This is a genomic window from Dictyobacter vulcani (assembly GCF_008974265.1).
Taxonomy (GTDB): Bacteria; Chloroflexota; Ktedonobacteria; order Ktedonobacterales; family Ktedonobacteraceae; genus Dictyobacter; species Dictyobacter vulcani.
In genome coordinates this window covers 1,111,593-1,128,740 of record NZ_BKZW01000001.1, presented here as the reverse complement: position 1 = coordinate 1,128,740, position 17,148 = coordinate 1,111,593, and the positions used below count along the sequence as shown (strand labels likewise).

The 17,148-nt window shown below is 47.7% G+C and carries 14 protein-coding genes; 7 read left to right on the top strand and 7 right to left on the bottom strand.

The features are described from left to right. Nucleotides 1-194 precede the first annotated feature (194 nt). Nucleotides 195-1,406 carry a tRNA dihydrouridine synthase gene (locus KDW_RS04715; protein ID WP_151754892.1) on the bottom strand — a complete coding sequence of 404 codons (1,212 nt, stop codon included), beginning with the start codon at nucleotides 1,404-1,406 and terminating at the stop codon, nucleotides 195-197. Between the two features lie 193 nt (nucleotides 1,407-1,599). Between KDW_RS04715 and KDW_RS31550 the strand changes: the two genes are divergently transcribed. Further along, nucleotides 1,600-1,737: a hypothetical protein gene (locus KDW_RS31550; protein WP_162004950.1), complete on the top strand. Its 138-nt coding sequence runs from the start codon at nucleotides 1,600-1,602 to the stop codon at nucleotides 1,735-1,737. Nucleotides 1,738-2,041: 304 nt separating this feature from the next. After that, on the top strand, nucleotides 2,042-2,920 hold the full coding sequence (locus KDW_RS04710; protein ID WP_151754891.1) for a CHRD domain-containing protein: 879 nt from the start codon (nucleotides 2,042-2,044) through the stop codon (nucleotides 2,918-2,920). 93 nt (nucleotides 2,921-3,013) lie between these two features. On the opposite strand, the gene KDW_RS04705 is transcribed toward KDW_RS04710, so the two are convergent. Beyond that, complete coding sequence (locus KDW_RS04705) at nucleotides 3,014-3,646, bottom strand: glucosaminidase domain-containing protein (RefSeq protein WP_151754890.1); 633 nt, start codon at nucleotides 3,644-3,646, stop codon at nucleotides 3,014-3,016. Nucleotides 3,647-3,813: 167 nt separating this feature from the next. On the opposite strand from KDW_RS04705, the gene KDW_RS04700 reads away from it, so the two are divergent. Both KDW_RS04700 and KDW_RS04695 read left to right on the top strand, forming a co-directional pair. Continuing rightward, nucleotides 3,814-5,454, top strand: coding sequence for an IS1634 family transposase (locus KDW_RS04700; protein WP_151754429.1), 1,641 nt, complete (start codon nucleotides 3,814-3,816; stop codon nucleotides 5,452-5,454). A 436-nt stretch (nucleotides 5,455-5,890) separates the two neighbouring features. Continuing rightward, nucleotides 5,891-7,102 (top strand): acyl-CoA dehydrogenase family protein, encoded by a 1,212-nt coding sequence (locus KDW_RS04695; protein WP_151754889.1) that lies wholly within the window; start codon nucleotides 5,891-5,893, stop codon nucleotides 7,100-7,102. 119 nt (nucleotides 7,103-7,221) lie between these two features. Here KDW_RS04695 and KDW_RS04690 read toward each other — a convergent pair whose 3' ends face one another. The 5 genes from KDW_RS04690 to KDW_RS04670 all read right to left on the bottom strand — a co-directional run bounded on the left by KDW_RS04690 (nucleotide 7,222) and on the right by KDW_RS04670 (nucleotide 14,270). Continuing rightward, on the bottom strand, nucleotides 7,222-7,962 hold the full coding sequence (locus tag KDW_RS04690; protein WP_151754888.1) for a hypothetical protein: 741 nt from the start codon (nucleotides 7,960-7,962) through the stop codon (nucleotides 7,222-7,224). A 397-nt stretch (nucleotides 7,963-8,359) separates the two neighbouring features. Then, nucleotides 8,360-9,496 (bottom strand): glycosyltransferase, encoded by a 1,137-nt coding sequence (locus KDW_RS04685; RefSeq protein ID WP_151754887.1) that lies wholly within the window; start codon nucleotides 9,494-9,496, stop codon nucleotides 8,360-8,362. 4 nt (nucleotides 9,497-9,500) lie between these two features. After that, complete coding sequence (locus tag KDW_RS04680; protein WP_162004948.1) at nucleotides 9,501-11,042, bottom strand: sugar transferase; 1,542 nt, start codon at nucleotides 11,040-11,042, stop codon at nucleotides 9,501-9,503. 93 nt (nucleotides 11,043-11,135) lie between these two features. Beyond that, nucleotides 11,136-12,311, bottom strand: a complete 1,176-nt coding sequence (locus KDW_RS04675; RefSeq protein WP_162004947.1) for a glycosyltransferase family 4 protein — start codon at nucleotides 12,309-12,311, stop codon at nucleotides 11,136-11,138. 660 nt (nucleotides 12,312-12,971) lie between these two features. Beyond that, nucleotides 12,972-14,270: a zinc-binding metallopeptidase family protein gene (locus tag KDW_RS04670; protein WP_151754884.1), complete on the bottom strand. Its 1,299-nt coding sequence runs from the start codon at nucleotides 14,268-14,270 to the stop codon at nucleotides 12,972-12,974. Nucleotides 14,271-14,520: 250 nt separating this feature from the next. Between KDW_RS04670 and KDW_RS04665 the strand changes: the two genes are divergently transcribed. The 3 genes from KDW_RS04665 to KDW_RS04655 are packed head-to-tail and all read left to right on the top strand — an operon-like array spanning nucleotide 14,521 to nucleotide 16,965. Next, on the top strand, nucleotides 14,521-15,579 hold the full coding sequence (locus KDW_RS04665) for a Stp1/IreP family PP2C-type Ser/Thr phosphatase (RefSeq protein ID WP_151754883.1): 1,059 nt from the start codon (nucleotides 14,521-14,523) through the stop codon (nucleotides 15,577-15,579). Continuing rightward, nucleotides 15,564-16,118, top strand: coding sequence for a hypothetical protein (locus KDW_RS04660; protein ID WP_162004946.1), 555 nt, complete (start codon nucleotides 15,564-15,566; stop codon nucleotides 16,116-16,118). The genes KDW_RS04665 and KDW_RS04660 overlap by 16 nt, the downstream gene beginning before the upstream one ends. After that, on the top strand, nucleotides 16,030-16,965 hold the full coding sequence (locus KDW_RS04655) for a hypothetical protein (RefSeq protein WP_162004945.1): 936 nt from the start codon (nucleotides 16,030-16,032) through the stop codon (nucleotides 16,963-16,965). The genes KDW_RS04660 and KDW_RS04655 overlap by 89 nt, the downstream gene beginning before the upstream one ends. The last annotated feature ends 183 nt before the right edge of the window (nucleotides 16,966-17,148 follow it).

Sequence of the window (17,148 nt, the reverse complement as noted above, 5' to 3'; positions counted from 1 at the left end):
GGTGAAGCCTATGGGATATGACTATTACCTGTCTCATCTCAGTCTCACAGTGACTCATTGCGCGCATAGAGATAGGACGTGGCCTGCTAAAAATGTACGGTAAAAAGAAAAGTTTGCCAGGAAAAAGTACAGCACAGAGTATTCATGTAGTTATGAACGCTCTGTGCTGTACTTTTTTGTGTATCTTTGAATGTTTATGCGGAACAGGTAAGGTCTAATGAGGAATCATGGACCTCAATCTCCGGCATCTTTTCTTCGGGTTCGTTGCTATCCCTTGCCGGCTCTGCGAGGGCACGCTGAATAATCTCCTCGACTTCTGCCAGATTATTGATGCGCACCAGTTCATTGCGTATGCGTTTCGCACCATTAAAGTGGCCCAGATACCAGCCCATATGTTTTCTCATTTCCACATAGTGGACCTCTCCCTTAAGTTTCGCATGGATGCGTGCATGTTCCAGCGCCATCAACAGGCGTTCCTCACGTGTTGGTAGCACATCAGGGAGATTCTCTGGTGTCGGGATAACCCCATTTTTGAGTATTTGTTTGAGGAGCTCTTTATTTTTAAAGAGCCAGGGATTGCCAAAGGTCGCTCGCCCGATTAAGACGCCATTGACCCCGGTTGTTCGAATACGTTCAGCTGCTTGCTGCAAACTATGGATATCGCCATTACCCAGGATCAATGTATCAGTTTTATGGACGACCTCAGCGGCTTCCGCGATCGCATCCCAATTGGCTTCGCCTTTGTAATGCTGTACCAGGGTGCGACCATGCAGTGAGATTACCGCTGGCTCAAGCTCTAAAAGCTCTTGCATCCAATCTTTAACCACAATCGAATCATAGCCGAGTCGTGTTTTTACCGAGACTGGTAGCAGGCGGCGTTCATAGCGGAGAGGATCACCCCAGATGCGTGCTCGATCTGCATTCATCTGCTGAATCTGGCGAATACGTAGTGGATCCATCTCTAGATCTTCCAGTGTTTGTCCATTAGCCCAATCGCGTACCCCTTGTTGGGTGGCTCTGATAATGGCTTTAGCTGTTTCCGGTAGACGGATCAGGGCTGCCCCCCCGCCTTTATTTGCAACCGAGCTGGCTGGACATCCCATATTGATATCAACGCCATCAAAGCCCAACTCACAGACTATATGGGCGGCCTTATAAAAATACTCGGGACGGCAACCAAAAATCTGTGCTACCACAGGACGTTCGGCTGGCGTATAAAGGAAATCGCGGAAAATGCGATCGCTGCCACGCCAGAGTCCTTCCACATTGGTAAACTCGGTTAAGATAACATCAGGGCGTCCATGGATGCCATGCATTGTACGGCATGGCGCATCTGTGACGCCATCCATAGGGGCCAGACCGATAATAGGTTGTGTGAATGTGTTCCAGAATGATGTTTGCTTCATGGTTTCAGTCTACTTTTGGGGCGCATCAATACATATGTAAACAAGGCGCCAGAATCTTCGTTACAAAGGATTGCTTTTTTCTCTATCCTTCTATAATACATGCTTTCATAGTCTATGGTCAACATTGTGACCGACCAACCAGGGCTTTCCAATTCTCTTTTTGTCCCGCCTTCGGCGGGAGAAGAGGGAGGAGATGCGAGGACACCTCGCGCTCCGGCAAGGGGCTGGCCGCCCCTTGCATCCCCGCTTGCAACGAGAATTGGAAAGCCCTGCCGACCAACCCAGGGCTTTCCAGTTATCTCTTTTGCCACCTGCGGCGGCGGTGAAGTGAGGGAAAAATTGGGGGACACCCCACCCCGGCAGGAGGACTAGCCGTTCTCCTGCACCTCCTGTTTCAGAATTTGAATTATGAAAAAACTGTAAGGATTCTGTGGCAGAGGAAATGAGAGAGGAAAATAGTGCTGTTTTTGTGCTCACCTTCCTACGTTTTTTTCTGCTAATATCTCATATAATTATGTAAAGTAACCTTTATCTGTAATATGTCTGCATATATATTTAAAACATTAAATTTGCCAGTGTAATAGCATGTAATTATAATAGAGGCGTGGGGATATAAATGTGGGAAAGGAGCCAAGATGCTTACAAAAAATATTGCTAAGCGAAATTTTATCCACTTTGCCTTGCTGCTAGGAGCAGCCCTATTGCTACTTACGGCCTGTGACTCAGGAAACAACGATTCAAATGGATCGGCAGCCGCGACTCCAACCAGTTCGACTGTGAATTCTGCCAGCGCAATTGTCCGGCATAGCCCGTCTGGGACAGTCGAACTTATGTGGGATCATACTTCCCATGTCATGACAGTTCACATGGCGCTTACGGGCCTGACGCCCAAAAGTAGCCATCCGGCACATATTAACTCTGGTAGTTGCAAGAGCAACGGCAAACTGGTATATAATCTTTCGGCCGTTAAAGCCACTCAAATTGGTTTTGCGGACGTGATCACCAAAATCAAAGATGTTTCAGGAGGTATTCCTGAGACTGGTTGGTATGTGGATGTAAACAATGGACCAGGCATGAGCAGTGGTGATCAATCGATGCCTATCACCTGTGCCAATGTGTTTAATCCCGCGGCCTCTACTAAATCATCCCAGAATGTTCAGGCCACGCTCGCCAACTCATTTGCGGCCAATCAGGCGGTCAGTGGGGATGCACAGCTTACTGTGAAAGACAACAAATTGACCGTCGCACTCAATCTGAAGGGTTTAGCCCCCAATTCAAAACACATGGCCCATTTGCATACTGGCAGTTGTGCCAGTCAGGGACCGGTCAAATATGATCTTAAACCTGTTGTGGCAAATGCGTCGGGTGATGGAACCTCTACTACCATCATTCCGAACATCAGTGCTGTTCCACGTAACGGCTGGTATGTTAACATCCATCTTGGATCATCAGAGCTGAAAACTCAGACCATGTATGATCCTTTTGCCTGTGGTGATATTACCTCGTTACATTAACATCGCGTTTCTAACGATATCTGTCGTTTCTAACGATATCTAAAAGGAATCAAGATCGCGTGCAAGCGATCCTGGTTCCTTTTTGTTTGTTGGTCAGGAAATTTCGATATGCCCACTGCGCCAACGGTCAACCATATATTTGATGGCGCTGATATATTGCTGCTCATTATTATTATCAGCATTAGGTGCATACACCGGAATAATCTGATCAACTGTATGCAGACCCCAGTCCTGAATATATTGTTGTGAAATCAGCTTGTACCAGTCTTCAAAGCCTTCATCCCAACTCGCATACTGGCGATACCCATGATAGTTCACATAGCCTGCGGAGGCTCTGATATTGCCAAGGGAATGGGTTATTGCGGCCACCCCCTGTGTTCCCATGCGGCTTTCTTGCATAAAAAAAGCCAGTGCATAGGCCGGGTCGATATTATATTTGAGGCCTTCATTATAGAGCACCTGCCCCTTTCCTTTTGCTGGCGAGTCATACTGTTCAAGTACTTTTTCAATAAAATCAGCACTAATGGTTGGAGCACCAGAAACGTTATAAGGTCCTGAATGGTCAGATATAGTATTTGTCATAGATATGATGATGCTGATAATACCGATAGAGATTGCGATACAGGCCAGAAAAATAACTGAAAGATGGAATGTAGATCTAAGGGTAAATTTTTGTCGTTTTCTACGATACGTGGTACGATAGCTGCGTTTTCTCACCTTTGGCATAGATTTTTATTCCTTAAATCTCAATATAGCTATTTTTACTGATTAACGTGATGTGTGACTTTTTTTGTGCTCGCCAATTGTTTCCACCCCACATTCCGCAGGGTAATTGACAGGAAATCTAAAATTCGATAAGGTAGTCTCAGCACAAAAAGGAGCAGAAAAAGAGCATGCAACGAGCTGAGGATTACCAGAACGAACGGTTGGATCATTTGGGTATTGTCGCGGGAGTCTGTCAGGAAATAGGCTTGGCCGCGTGGTTGGATGCCTTGGAACCGAAACAGCAACGTGTGGTGAGTTATGGAACTGCAACCGTCGCCATGATTCTCAACGGCTTGGGTTTTGCCAATCGCCAACTCTATCTGGTCCCACAATTCTTCGAGAACAAGCCGGTTGCCCACCTGCTGGGAGCAGGTATCAGCGCTGATATGCTCAACGACGATTGCCTGGGACGTACCCTGGATTGGCTCTACGCGCAAGATGTGACCACCGTGTTCGCTGGCATCGCCCATCAGGCCCGCCAACGCTTTGGGGTGAAAGCACGGCATCTTCATGTGGATACCACTTCCTTTTCGGTCAATGGAGCCTACGAAACCAACCAGGAAAACGAGCACGTGATTGCCATTACCCATGGCTACTCGCGGGATCATCGCGAAGATCTCAAACAGTGGATGTTGGCACTGGCGACCACGCATCAGGGAGATATTCCGCTCTTTTTGCAGCCTCTTTCGGGGAACAGCAGCGATAAAGAGAGCCTGGTTAAGGTTATTGCGGATCTGCATGCTCAATTGCGGCAGCAAGAGCCCGAAGAAAAAACCATCTACGTCTCCGATAGTGGTCTCTACAGTACGGCAAATGTGCGCCAGCTCAATCAAGCTGGGGTGAGGTGGGTCAGTCGTGTTCCTGAAACCAGCAAAGAAGCCAAAGCTGCCGTGATCCAAGCCGAGGATGCGTGGCAGCCCAGCGCTGATGGGACACGCAGCATGATTGTGCAGCAGATGGATCTGCCGCAAGGACCGGAGCGTTGGATCGTGGTTCGCAGTGTCGATGGGGTCAAGCGCGCGTTGCAGACGGCTCGCAAGCAAGCTGACAAGCAGGTAGACGCGTGGGCAAAGAAGCTGTGGCATGTGAGCACCAAGTCGTTTGCCTGTCGAGAGGATGCGCAACAGGCCTGGGAGCAGAGCTTGAAAGGCCTGCCGGAGTGGCTGGAAGTCTCGGTGGAACTCAAGAGCCAGGCGGTCTTTGAAGGACGAGGCCGTCCTGCTCGGGATGCGGAGCCAAGCGGGCTGCGCTGGAGTGTCACATCGCAGGTCATCCTCAACGAAACGAAGCTGCTGGCCTACGCTCAGCGCAAAGCCTGTTTTGTCATCGCCACCAATGTCGTGGATGAAGCGGACACCTCCAATGAGGAGGTGATCAGCCTGTATCTGGAGCAGGGCAGCGTAGAACGGGGCTTCCGTTTCTTGAAAGATCCCTTGTTTCTGGCCTCCTCGGTCTTTGTAAAAAAACCAGAACGCATTGTGGCATTGAGCTTGATCATGGTGCTCGCGTTGTTGGTGTACCGTCTGGCTGAACATCGCTTGCGTGAGCAATTGCTGGCAAGCGGGCAAACGATCCCCAATCAAGTCAACAAGCCTACGGCTCGACCAACGATGCGCTGGGTGTTCCAATGCTTTGAAGGCATTGAATTGTTGCAGATCCGCACAGGAACCAGAACGGAGTCGGTTGTCCTCCGCTTGCAGCCACTGCATCAAAAGATCCTTTCGTTACTGGGACCAGCCTATCAACAATTCTATTTTTTTTCAGATTGAAACTGCGGAATGTGGGTTCCACACAAAAATAAAGCGAGCTTTGCAGGCGCGAGGTGGCAAAGAAAGGCTACGAGCATCGCATTAATCAGTTGATGTATATTTTATAATACGGGAAGCTGAGGACAAAGTTCTAGTCCTCATGCACCTTCTGTTTGAGAATTGGAAAACGCTAGCAATTGAGGAATGTGGACGGGCATGAACCGTGATTGTGCGTTATAATGAAAGTGCTTATAAACTACTCAATGTTGAGTAGCACGCTCTTCAATTGTGTCTGTGAAGTTGGTGGATAGATTGTATAGATTTGCCACCATGCGTCAATTGTTTCTAGCCGGGATGGCGTGATTTCATGAACCACGAGAGAAGAGTGTATCATGGTACGCTTGAAAAGCTATCATATATGAGCAAAGAAGATCTCTTTGGAGAGAGGATAAAAAATATGACTGAAACTTCCAGTAAAGCTCATACACATGCATCTTCCCAGGCGCAGTTGCCTGTGGCTACTGATTTATATCGGCTGGACTCCCTGCTTTCAGAAGAAGAACGGATGGTACGCGATACCGTACAAAAATTTGTGCGTGAGCGTGTGAATCCAGTAATAGGTGAACATTTCGAGGCGGGTACCTTTCCACGAGAGTTGGTGCCAGAACTGGCTGAATTAGGATTACTTGGCATGCACCTGGACGGTTATGGCTGTGCCGGCTTGAGCGCGGTGAGCTATGGCCTGGCCTGTCAGGAACTTGAGGCGGGCGATAGTGGCATACGCTCTTTTGTTTCCGTCCAGGGATCATTAGCGATGTTTCCAATTTTTGCCTTTGGCTCTGAAGAGCAGAAGCAGCGCTGGTTACCAGCGATGGCGAAGGGTGAAGTGATTGGATGCTTTGGTCTGACGGAACCGGATACCGGTAGTGATGCTGCCAACATGCGTACGAATGCGCGCCGTGATGGCACGAGCTATATCCTCAATGGAACAAAAATGTGGATTACCAATGGGGGGATCGCTGACATTGCTGTTGTCTGGGCCAGAACTGAAGATGGCGTACGTGGCTTTATCGTCGAGCGTGGCACGCCTGGCTTCTCGACCAGTAATATTCACCGTAAACTCTCACTACGAGCCTCAGTGACTTCTGAGCTGCATTTTGAAGACTGCCGTGTGCCTGTCGAAAATATGCTGCCAGATGTCCGTGGGATGCGTGGACCGCTTTCCTGTTTAAACGAAGCGCGTTATGGGATTTCCTGGGGTGTGGTTGGCGCTGCGCGCTCCTGTTATGAGGTTGCCCTGGATTATGCGAAAACGCGTGAGCAGTTTCAGCGACCGATCGCACGTTTTCAGCTTGTACAGCAAAAACTCGTTGAAATGGCAACCGAACTGGTGAAAGCGCAACTACTGGCCTTACAACTGGGAAGACTCAAAGATCAGGGTCAGCTTCATCCTGTCCAGATCTCAATTGCCAAGCGCAATAATGTTCGCGAAGCCTTAAAGACGGCTCGTGAGGCCCGTTCTATTTTAGGTGCCAACGGCATTACTTTAGAATACCCGATTATCCGCCATATGAATAATCTGGAATCAGTCTTTACTTATGAAGGTACTGATGACATCCATACCTTGATTATCGGGCAGGCTATTACTGGTGAAAACGCCTTTTCCTGATCCTGCTTGAATGCTTTTTCAGGTTGTATATAGCCAGAGAGCCAGGAGAGATCGCTTTTCAATTGCGATCTTTCCTGGCTCTCTTTAGATTGATAAAAGTGAAATTTTTTATTTCTCCGTTATTTGCTGCAGGCAGGCGCAGGCTGGGCCGGACCCATATTATTGCTATAGTCTGTGATTTTCCAGCTTCCATCATCCAGATCTTTTTGTAGCGTCACCTGGAGTTTATAGGGGATGTTTTTTGAACCTTTGGTGCGTTTGATGTTGTAGGAATAACTCTGGCTATTATCCTGATTCTGCGCGCTATTCGCGATCTCAGAGTAATCTTGTACCGCTCCATAGCAGGTATCGAGAACCTGTGCCTGTCTGGTAAATTGCTCCTGTGACAGGCGGATCGTGATTGCCGGACCCAGATCTTTGTAGGCCTGAGCATAGTCTTTCGTATTCAGTGCATTCAGAAAATCTGTCGCGGTAGTACTGGGTCCTGCGCTTGTGTTGATACTTGTCGCCAAAAAGTAGCCTACGGTACAGGCGACGATTGCCAATGTTATAAGAATACCAGTAAACATCAGAAGACGTTTACGGAACTTTTGAGGCTGTGGCAGCTCATGGGTTGGACGAGGCACACGTGGTGCTTCTGGTGGAGTTTCGACACGTGTCATCCCGGCAGGACGGCGTGGAATTGCTCGATGCTCACTGGTCTTTTGCTCGATCACCTTCTGAATTGCCTGATGTTTACTGGTACCTTCATTGGGATTGCGCATAATGGCGCGGTGCTTACTTGTTCCATTCAGGGGGGGAAGCTCTTGAGATGGTAGTCGTTCGAATGACCCACTCTCCTGGCCTTCTCGTCCTTGCATGCTTGTCCTCCTCATAAGTCGCGATGTTCTGTTATGGTGTGTTACAGGTTAGCGGCTGCAATGTGTTAAGCAAACGCGCACATTGCCTGAGCTGACCATGCCTGTTTCTCTCTGTGTTTTTTATATAAAATATCTGTGTATGCGTTCCATATGGAAATAAGTAGAGTAAATTTACCTTTGTTATAGTCTACTCCCTCATCCAACAAACCTGTTTTACTATAAAGGCTCTAATTTCCACTGTCAATAAGATGTACTTAGGTGCTAGGAATTGAGTAACTAGAAGGCCTGGTAGAGCTTGCAAGTCAAATAGAGCTCTGCCAGGCCTGGCCATGTGTGGAAGAGTTACCAGTTGCTACTAATAAGGCATAGTGATTGGAATATCTTTAGATATTTTTCTTTAGAGAACAGTATCACTTGCTGGCAATGGGAGCGTTGGTTTTTTGCCCTCACTCATTTTGGCCTCAATGAATTGTAATATACGGCGACTAAAGCGCGACGTATCAAAATCCAGTGCATGATTATGAATGACGCGTGGATCAAAATGATGCTCGTCAAATGACGCCAGCACGTCCACCAGGCTCTCTACCGTTTGCTGTTGGAAGAAGGTACCTGTGACGCCATCAATGACCGATGCCAGGGCTCCACCGGCTCCGTAGGCGATAATTGGTCGACCACATGCCTGTGCCTCTAGTGGAGTAATCCCAAAATCCTCTTCACCTGGAAACAGGAAGGCCCGACAGTGCTTAAAATAATAGACAACTTCTTCATCGGTGAGCCGGCCCATAAAGCGTATAGTTGGTCCGGCCATCTTCTTTAAGCGCTCTTCATCTCGTCCTGTGCCAATGATTACCAGTGGCAGTTGCAGGCGATTGCACGCCTCAATCGCCAGATCCAGGCGCTTATAAGGGATTAATCGGCTCAGGGCTAGAAAATAATCTCCTGGCACAATATCGGGTTCAAAGGGAAAGCGGGTGGCTTCAACCGGTGGTGGAATATATGCCGCCTCGCGCCGATAATATTTGCGGATACGTTCTGCGATGACTGGTGAATTCGCGATAAAGTGGTCCACGCGCATCGCGCTCATTTGATCCCAGACTCGTAAGCCCGTCATCATAAACGGCAATATGCCCCTTGCCACTTTACCCAGTTGTTCGCGTTCCACATATTCTTCATAATTCCAGCACCAGCGCATCGGAGTGTGGCAATAGCAGATATGCATTGTTTCTGGCCGGGTGATCACGCCCTTGCCAAAGGCGCTGGAACTGCTCAATACCAGATCGTAGCCGCGCAGATCCAGGTTCTCCATCGCAAATGGATAGAGTGGTAAGTACGGCTGATGATGTTTGGTGACCAGCGGCAACTTTTGCATAAAAGATGTGCGAATATCCATCTTTTGGAATGCAGGATCGACGCGCTGTGGATCATAGATGGACGTATAAATTGGCGCATCAGGAAAAATCTCATGAAACGCCATCACGACACGTTCGGCTCCACCCATTTGATTCAGATAATCATGGACTAATGCAACTTTCATAGTCTTAATACGCTCCTCGACTGAATACAATGGCTGGAATGGTTCGCAGCAGAATCTGGATATACAGGCGCAGCGACCAGTTTTCGATGTAGTAGATATCCATTAAGACGCCTTCATCAAAACTGATATTGCTGCGACCACGCACCTGCCAGAGTCCGGTACAACCTGGTTTGATGGCCAGGCGTCCTTTTTGCCATTCTTCATACATGGCTACCTCGCGTGGCAGTGGTGGCCGAGGACCTACCAGACTCATTTCGCCTTTGAGTACATTGATAAGTTGCGGAATCTCATCCAGACTGGTACGACGGAGTATCGAGCCAACAGGTGTCACGCGTGGATCGACCCGCATCTTAAAGATCGGTCCCTGTGCCTCGTTCAAGCTCAGTAGCCGTTCCTGTTGCCGATCGGCATCCTGTGACATCGAGCGGAATTTCAGCATTTGAAAGTGTTCACCATTCAACCCTACCCGTTCCTGTCGATAGATGATGGGTCCTGGTGAGGTCAACTTCACCGCCAGTGCAATGCAGAGATAGAGTGGAGAGCCAATAATCAATCCCATTAATGAAAGGCTTATATCGATGGCACGGGTCACAATACGTTGTGGCGTATTGAGTGATACCTGCCTGATACCCAGCAGGGGGATACCTTCGATATTTTCTACATCAATCCGTGAAAGGTTGAGTTCATATAGATCAGGAATCAGTTTAAAAGAAGCTCCCAGACGCTCGCACAGTTTTACGCTATCAATGGCGTGTTTATTCATATCGGATGGGAGGGCGATAATGACTTCGTCCACTTGCATCGAGCGGATCACCATACCGATATCATTGATGGTACCCAGCATCTTAAAGCGGCCAAAATCACCAGGTGGTTCAGTCAAATCGTGCAGAAAGCCCACTACTGAAAAGCCCAGATTGGGACTGGCAGCCAGACACTGCATCACCATTTTGCCCAGGCGGCCTGAACCCACTACCAGCACACGCGTCTCACCAAGTCCCATACGATAGAGTAATCCCATCACGCCAGAGACCAGCAAGCGTCCTGCACATAGAACGACGATACAGGTGGACCACATCAGTGGAATCAAGAGACGTGAATTAGGCACCATTAAATTCGTATCGGGTTGATTGTGATTTTGAAAGAAGAAAAAGTACGTAATTAAGAAGGCCATCCCAATAGTGATGGAAACGACAATCTTCCATGCCTGCTGAAACCAGTTACCTGTAAGCCGGATATGGTACAGACGGCGAAATGCAAAGATGAAGATAACGCCAGCGACAATACCTATCCATAATGGCAGGAAGTATAAAAAATTCTGGTAGACATAGGCTGACGGTGCGCCACCAAAAATACGCTCCCGTAACCAGTCTAACACCACATTGGTTTTGAAGGTTTTAAAGCGCAAGTAGTAAGCCAGATAGCAGCCTGTAAAAACCAGGAATATATCTAATATCACCATAAAGGCGATCTCAGCGATACGCCAGTGTCGTCGTAGCGATCGGCGTTGAGAGATAACTTTGGTGATTGGACCAGTTGCTCCGCTCATGATTTCTTGCGATGCCTCTAGTGTCTTGGTCTTTTGTTTTGTTTCGTTGCTATGTATCATTCGAGCCATATGTTTTATACGATCTCAGTACTATTAAACAAACGTTATACGTTGCTGATGATGTATTTTAGCAGCCTGTTCATATGCTGCAATGGTTTTTTCAACCATGGTTTGCGCTGAGAATTGCTGCGCAACCGTTGGGGCCATTATCTGGCACTTTGTGCGCAAAACTTGATCCGTTAGAGCCTGATAGAGGGCCGCACTGAGCGCCTGTATATCGTGTGGATCAACGCACAGGGCCAGCCCGGCACCGGCTTCAGGTAAGCTAGATACATTTGAGGTCACTACAGGTGTGCCACAGGCCAGCGCCTCCGCTACCGGAATGCCAAAGCCTTCATAGAGTGAAGGAAGCGCGAAGGCGGCGGCGCTTTGATACCAGAGCGCTTGCTCACTATCCGAAACAAAGCCAGGAAAAAGAACGTCTTGTTCTAGTCCGAGCTGGCGTACCTTGTCAAAAATCGTCTCATAGAGCCATCCCTTGCCCCCGGCCAGTACCAGTTTTTCTTGTATCTGATGTTCTTTTTTCAGGAGTGCATAGGCATCGAGCAACGTCGCAATATTTTTGCGTGGCTCTAATGTGCCCAGATACAAAATATAACCGTCTGTAACTGCATATTTCTCACGGAATGTGTGTACTTTTTCTTCTATAGAAACGTTCGAAAAACGCTCATCGATACACGGATAAATAGTTTGAATACGGTCGCAAGGAATATTTAGCAGCTCATGTACATCTTTTTTTGTACTTTCTGAGACAGTAATGAGCATTGTAGCACGCTTTAAGCTACGAACGGTAAATGTGCGGTGGTACAGGCGTTTGGCCCGTGTAAGCACATGGGGGAAGCGCAAAAAAGCCAGATCATGGATAGTGACAATGCTGGCGCATTGTGCAGGCAGGTGTTCTGGTCGAACATTGACAGGAGAATGTAACACATCAATATTTCTTTGCCTGATTAACGAGGGCAGCGTTAATTGTTCCCAGGCAACTCTGGCAACTGGCCGAGATTCAGGCCATGGGGCGGAAACATAGGTTATCTGTGGATGTTGTTCCAGATGATCAATAACGTCCTGTCCATTAACAAATACCGTATATGTATGATCTCCTGGTTGTCTTGCCAGCTGGGTAAGTAAATAACGGATATACCGACTTACGCCACCATTGCGATAATTCTGACCATAAGATAACAACTGTGCGTTGATGCCGATGTGCATTCTTGTTGTGTTCTCCTCATCAGACCTCTCAAGACTGCGACTGTCCGGATGATTCATGTGGAAAAGATGTTACTCGATCATGAGAGTTTGCTGATCAGTAATTGTTATATTAAACGTCCTCTCTTTTCGAGTGGTCACAAAGCTTCATTTTTGACCAGATGATTCCTGCTCGCGGCATGAGAAGTATGGTTTTTTGTTAATACCCGGTACATAAAAATATCCCATAGAAGCCAGTCCGAGGTATGTAAAAATAGGAAGAGTGCTTATGTGTTGTGAGCACATACCATAAAAAGATAAATACTGGCTGTACCCCTGACTACCACCGGACGGCATTGATCATGACCTGTCACATTATGTCGACTATGAGCCATATGTACATATCCCAGTATACTCTCATGTCTGGAATTGGCCTAGTAAATGGCACTAATGGCTTGCTATTGAAAAGCAATCGTGAACGCCGCTCACTCGTGTGAGCGAAGTCGCCACAATGCACCAATGGCAAGGTGATCAGTTGTATGGAAAGCGGTGCAGCCTGGCAGGCGACTTCGCTCACACGATTGAATGGCATGCGCTGGAAAAACAATTGTAAGCGTCGTTTGATCAGGGCGAACTATGCTTACATGCTTGAATAGAGAATTGGTTTGTATGCTGGGAGAAGCGTTACTTTCTCATGCTCGCTAGAAAGAGGATACTCTGTTTGATGTTTTGGGCCAGCTGTAGAGAGGCCTGTTCTGTACTTAATTTGGAGAGTAGGGGCGGGGCTATGCCAATAGTGGGTGCGGCAAGCTGCCGGGCTAACAGGGTATATATGGCTGTCTCAGAGTTATGAGGAAGGAGGATCGGGGGGTGTTGATAGACGTTGGTTAGAATCTGAATCAACTGTTGTACCAGTGGCGTATTGACTGAGGTATAGATGGGCGGTTGTGCAGCCACTAAGCGACAATGCAGAGGATAAGAGGTCTGGCTCTGTAGCTGTGGCTCAAGTTTTGTGAAGATATTGTAAGGATCCTGTCCTGCTAACAGACAGAAATCCAGTCGTGCTCTGGCCTGTGGCGGAATATACAATTCTGATGTTTCTGTTTCATTATTTTCTACCTGGAGCTGTGTAGCTGGTTTACTGTCAAGCATAGTAATATTACAACCTGGTGTCAGAAAGCAGGCATAATGTTGTTGTACGCCTTGCAATTTCAACAGAAGTTGTGCAGTTCCCCAGGATGCGGCCAGCTCCTCTGACGTATCTGGCAGGTGGGAGAGTGCCTCAATTACCTCATCTTCAGCAGGTAGCAGGCTATCATAGAAACCATCCAATAAAATTTCTTCGTGTTCATTTTTGACTGAAGCCAGTAGCCAGAGTAGCTGCCAGGCCGCATTGGGAGCAATCGCTCCATAACTGATTGGTATCGCTTGTTCAGCTACTTGCAACAAAATCTCAACCGCGAGATGGCCCTTTCTACCTAAAATAATTTCCGTTTGATCTATGACTTTGCTTATTTCGTGTTTTGTGGTATACAAGATACAGCCATCTGCCTGAAAGAGATGGGGTTGCTCTGAAAGAATTCGTGTCAGGGAAGGCAATGCCGTTTGCCCTTGTCCGCTGATGAGCCACTTGATATTCACAGGCGGGGGGCCAGAAGAATGTATATAGGCCTGTAATGCAGCCATTTGAGAGAACAAGGGAAAGACTACCTGTTGAGCTGAAGCTTGCGCTGTATCCTTCACATAGAAGAGCAACGTTTGTGGCGCTTGAACCATGTACTCTCCGTACAAAATCTGCTGATCTGGATCTAAATACTGTACCGAAAAACCATTGTGGTGCAAAAGTGGAAAAAAGAGCTCTTGTATCTTAGTGTCTGGTGACGTATAACATTGATGGGATATATTTTGCCAATCATTCAGGTATGAAGGAAACTGGTCATCAATGGCCCGGCAAAGAATTTGTTGCGCTGTTGAAAATGCCATAAATTCTCTTCCTTCCTGAAACAGAGCTGCTAGTACCGCCGTCTAGATATCTTGCATGCTGAGGTTTGAGAGAGTATACTCATGTGCAGTAAGCGGTATAAGTAGTAGATGAGTGAGAAGATCGCAGCAAAAAAATAGGTATTACGTTGCGTTTTTCTCTGTATCGGTGTATTATAGCCTAAAGTTCCAGCAACTGCCTAGTGGGCAGTGCGCACAAATCGAGAGCTACTAAGTACGGGAGAGAAGCGCGTTGTCTAAACAACTCCGGCTCGATGTCGCACAGCTAACAGATGTTGGCCGTAAACGTCCCCATAATGAAGATAATATGGCGTATGTCATTCCAAGAGACAGCCAGGTTATGGCCAAAAAGGGTGCGCTCTTTATTGTAGCTGATGGCATGGGGGGACATGCAGCAGGGGAAGTGGCGAGCGAGATCGCTGTAGACACAGTGAGCAATGTCTATTACCAAGATGAGACCGATGATATCCCTCTCTCATTGATGAATGCCATTAAAAGAGCAAATGCATTGATTCATCAACGAGCGGCAGAAAACATGATGCGTAGTGGTATGGGTACCACCTGTGTAGCAGCAGTGCTACGTGGTGGGGTAGCCTATGTTGCCAACGTTGGGGATAGTCGTGCATATATGGTACGCCAGGGTCATGTGAAACAAGTATCACAGGACCATTCCTGGGTAGAAGATCAAGTGCGAGCGGGTTTATTAACCAAAGAGCAGGCTCGTTCCCATGCACAGCGTAATGTTATTACCCGTGCTCTGGGTACACAGGCTGAAGTTGAAGTCGACGTCTTCACAGAAATCTTAGAAGACGGCGATAATTTTGTGCTCTGTTCCGATGGACTTTCTGGCCCGGTAAGCGAGGAAGATCTGCTGGCAATTGTGAATAAATATTTGCCACAGGAAAGTGTCTATCACCTGGTAGAGCGTGCCAATGAAAATGGCGGCCCAGATAATATCACTGCTATCGTCGTGCTTGTGCAGGAAGCTGGTGACGATATTCCCAGTACCTTGCAGCATCCTGTTTCTGTCGGGCCAGCCGGGCATATCTCTGAAGAGAATACAGCAGCTCTGGGTCGGGTGCCTACTTCCTCATTGGGTGTGGCTTCAACCGCGACACGCACGGAGGGGGGCGAAGCAATAGTCGACCGTTGCCAGCTGGCTCCGATCAAAGCTTTGCATCTCCCAGCGGCTTTACCGCACCACAGGCAGCTGTTACGGCGCCAAAACGTAAGCATAAGCGCAGCCGTTTATTGTTGCCAAGCATTATTATTTGTGTGTTGTTACTGGTAGCTATCGGGACAATTGGAAGCTATTATTTCTTACGTCCTTCAGATACACAGAATGCGCTGAATCAGGCTGATGTTCTCATTAGTCAGGCAAAAACAAACGTGACGGACAAACCCGATCAGGCACTGACTAATTTAACAAAAGCACAGACACAGCTTAATAGCCTCAAAGGCGCTATACTCAGCGCGCAGCAAAATAGTCAGTTAACTTCACTACAAACTGATCTTGCCTCTCAATTTAAAGCAGCGCTGACAAACTTTAATCAGCACGCATCAGCGTCCACTTTGCCATGTCCTAATCTCAATCCTGTGACCTTAAATTCACCGGCGGGAACCGAGGTTCAGACGAGCTCGATGGCCATGCTTTGGACCGATAAAGAACATACCAGCAACTATATTCTGGGGTTAGATGGGAAAGTATATCAGGTTGATGAGCAACATAACCTGAAGAAAATTGAGACTGGTAACGAAAGTTATTCTGCTTACCAGCGATACGCAGTCGCAGTACCTCTATACCCTGACTTCTGCAAAAACCGGCGCTAATTATCGTTTGCATGCCTATAAAATGCTGCAGGACGGCAAACTGACTGAAAAGGTTAATAATGGCACGGAAGTCAAGCAAGATTTGATCAATGGGCAGACCCCATTGTTGTTGACGGCCTGGGGTGGCGACATCTATGTTATTTCAGCCTCTAGTCAGGCGAACCAGAATCAGGCAACGCTTTTAAATTATCAGGTAGATAAGCTGGGCAATGAACCAACGAAGTCAGAGATTTCTATTTCTACTGGCCTGGTAAGTGCGGTTGCGTTACCTGACAAGCAGCTTGTCTTGCTTCATAGCGATGGACAACTGAAGAGCCTGCATTTTACGCCATCCAAACCATCTGAAAATGGTGTGGTAGTACAGCAGACAGTAAATACGCCCTGGTTCCAGGATGCGCAAACCTTTACTGCTGCGACCCCAATCGCGACGCCGACGACCCCAATTGTCAAGTTCTTAACGATACCACCACCAACGGCGCAAACACCGCAGTCCTTGCTTTCAGCCGGCTTAATTAACAAAGTGCCCCACTTATTTGTTGTGGACAATACCAATCATCGTGTATTGAACTTTGTGGTCACGCCAAATGCAGCGCCAACGGCATCTGCTACGCCAAACAATAATAGTGTGGTAGGAGGACGCGTAGTGGCGCCATCGGCACCAGCAACCCTGAGTGCTCGCCTGGAGCAACAGTATGTATCGGCCAATGTGGTTTCTGGTGTCAAGAGCAGTGCTTTTGATCCACGCCTGAACCACTTGCATCTGTTAGCAGGAGCCAAAAACTCTGCAGCTAGCAATCAGGTCGACATCAATGTTTCTTCGCCGACGGCTTGTAGTAAGGCACCCTAAAGGATTGACTGCTCGTGCCACAATAAAAGAAAGCTATCTGTTTCACTGCTGTTAACTTTTTAGTTCAGCAGTGATTTTTAATCACGATATATAAATTCGCTCAAGAAGGAATTTGGCGGTCGGTGTAGATGGTTGAATCCCCCTGGAAATGTGTGCGCTAGTCCAATCAGTCCAGTTGTATGC

What these genes read in the sequence shown, in the direction of transcription:
- KDW_RS04670 (WP_151754884.1), bottom strand. Translation starts at nt 14,270, where the DNA reads ATGGCATTTTCAACAGCGCAACAAATTCTTTGCCGGGCCATTGATGAC.
- KDW_RS04675 (WP_162004947.1), bottom strand. Translation starts at nt 12,311, where the DNA reads ATGCACATCGGCATCAACGCACAGTTGTTATCTTATGGTCAGAATTAT.
- KDW_RS04715 (WP_151754892.1), bottom strand. Translation starts at nt 1,406, where the DNA reads ATGAAGCAAACATCATTCTGGAACACATTCACACAACCTATTATCGGT.
- KDW_RS04700 (WP_151754429.1), top strand. Translation starts at nt 3,814, where the DNA reads ATGCAACGAGCTGAGGATTACCAGAACGAACGGTTGGATCATTTGGGT.
- KDW_RS04690 (WP_151754888.1), bottom strand. Translation starts at nt 7,962, where the DNA reads ATGCAAGGACGAGAAGGCCAGGAGAGTGGGTCATTCGAACGACTACCA.
- KDW_RS04680 (WP_162004948.1), bottom strand. Translation starts at nt 11,042, where the DNA reads ATGAGCGGAGCAACTGGTCCAATCACCAAAGTTATCTCTCAACGCCGA.
- KDW_RS04685 (WP_151754887.1), bottom strand. Translation starts at nt 9,496, where the DNA reads ATGAAAGTTGCATTAGTCCATGATTATCTGAATCAAATGGGTGGAGCC.
- KDW_RS04705 (WP_151754890.1), bottom strand. Translation starts at nt 3,646, where the DNA reads ATGCCAAAGGTGAGAAAACGCAGCTATCGTACCACGTATCGTAGAAAA.
- KDW_RS04695 (WP_151754889.1), top strand. Translation starts at nt 5,891, where the DNA reads ATGACTGAAACTTCCAGTAAAGCTCATACACATGCATCTTCCCAGGCG.
- KDW_RS04710 (WP_151754891.1), top strand. Translation starts at nt 2,042, where the DNA reads ATGCTTACAAAAAATATTGCTAAGCGAAATTTTATCCACTTTGCCTTG.
- KDW_RS31550 (WP_162004950.1), top strand. Translation starts at nt 1,600, where the DNA reads ATGCGAGGACACCTCGCGCTCCGGCAAGGGGCTGGCCGCCCCTTGCAT.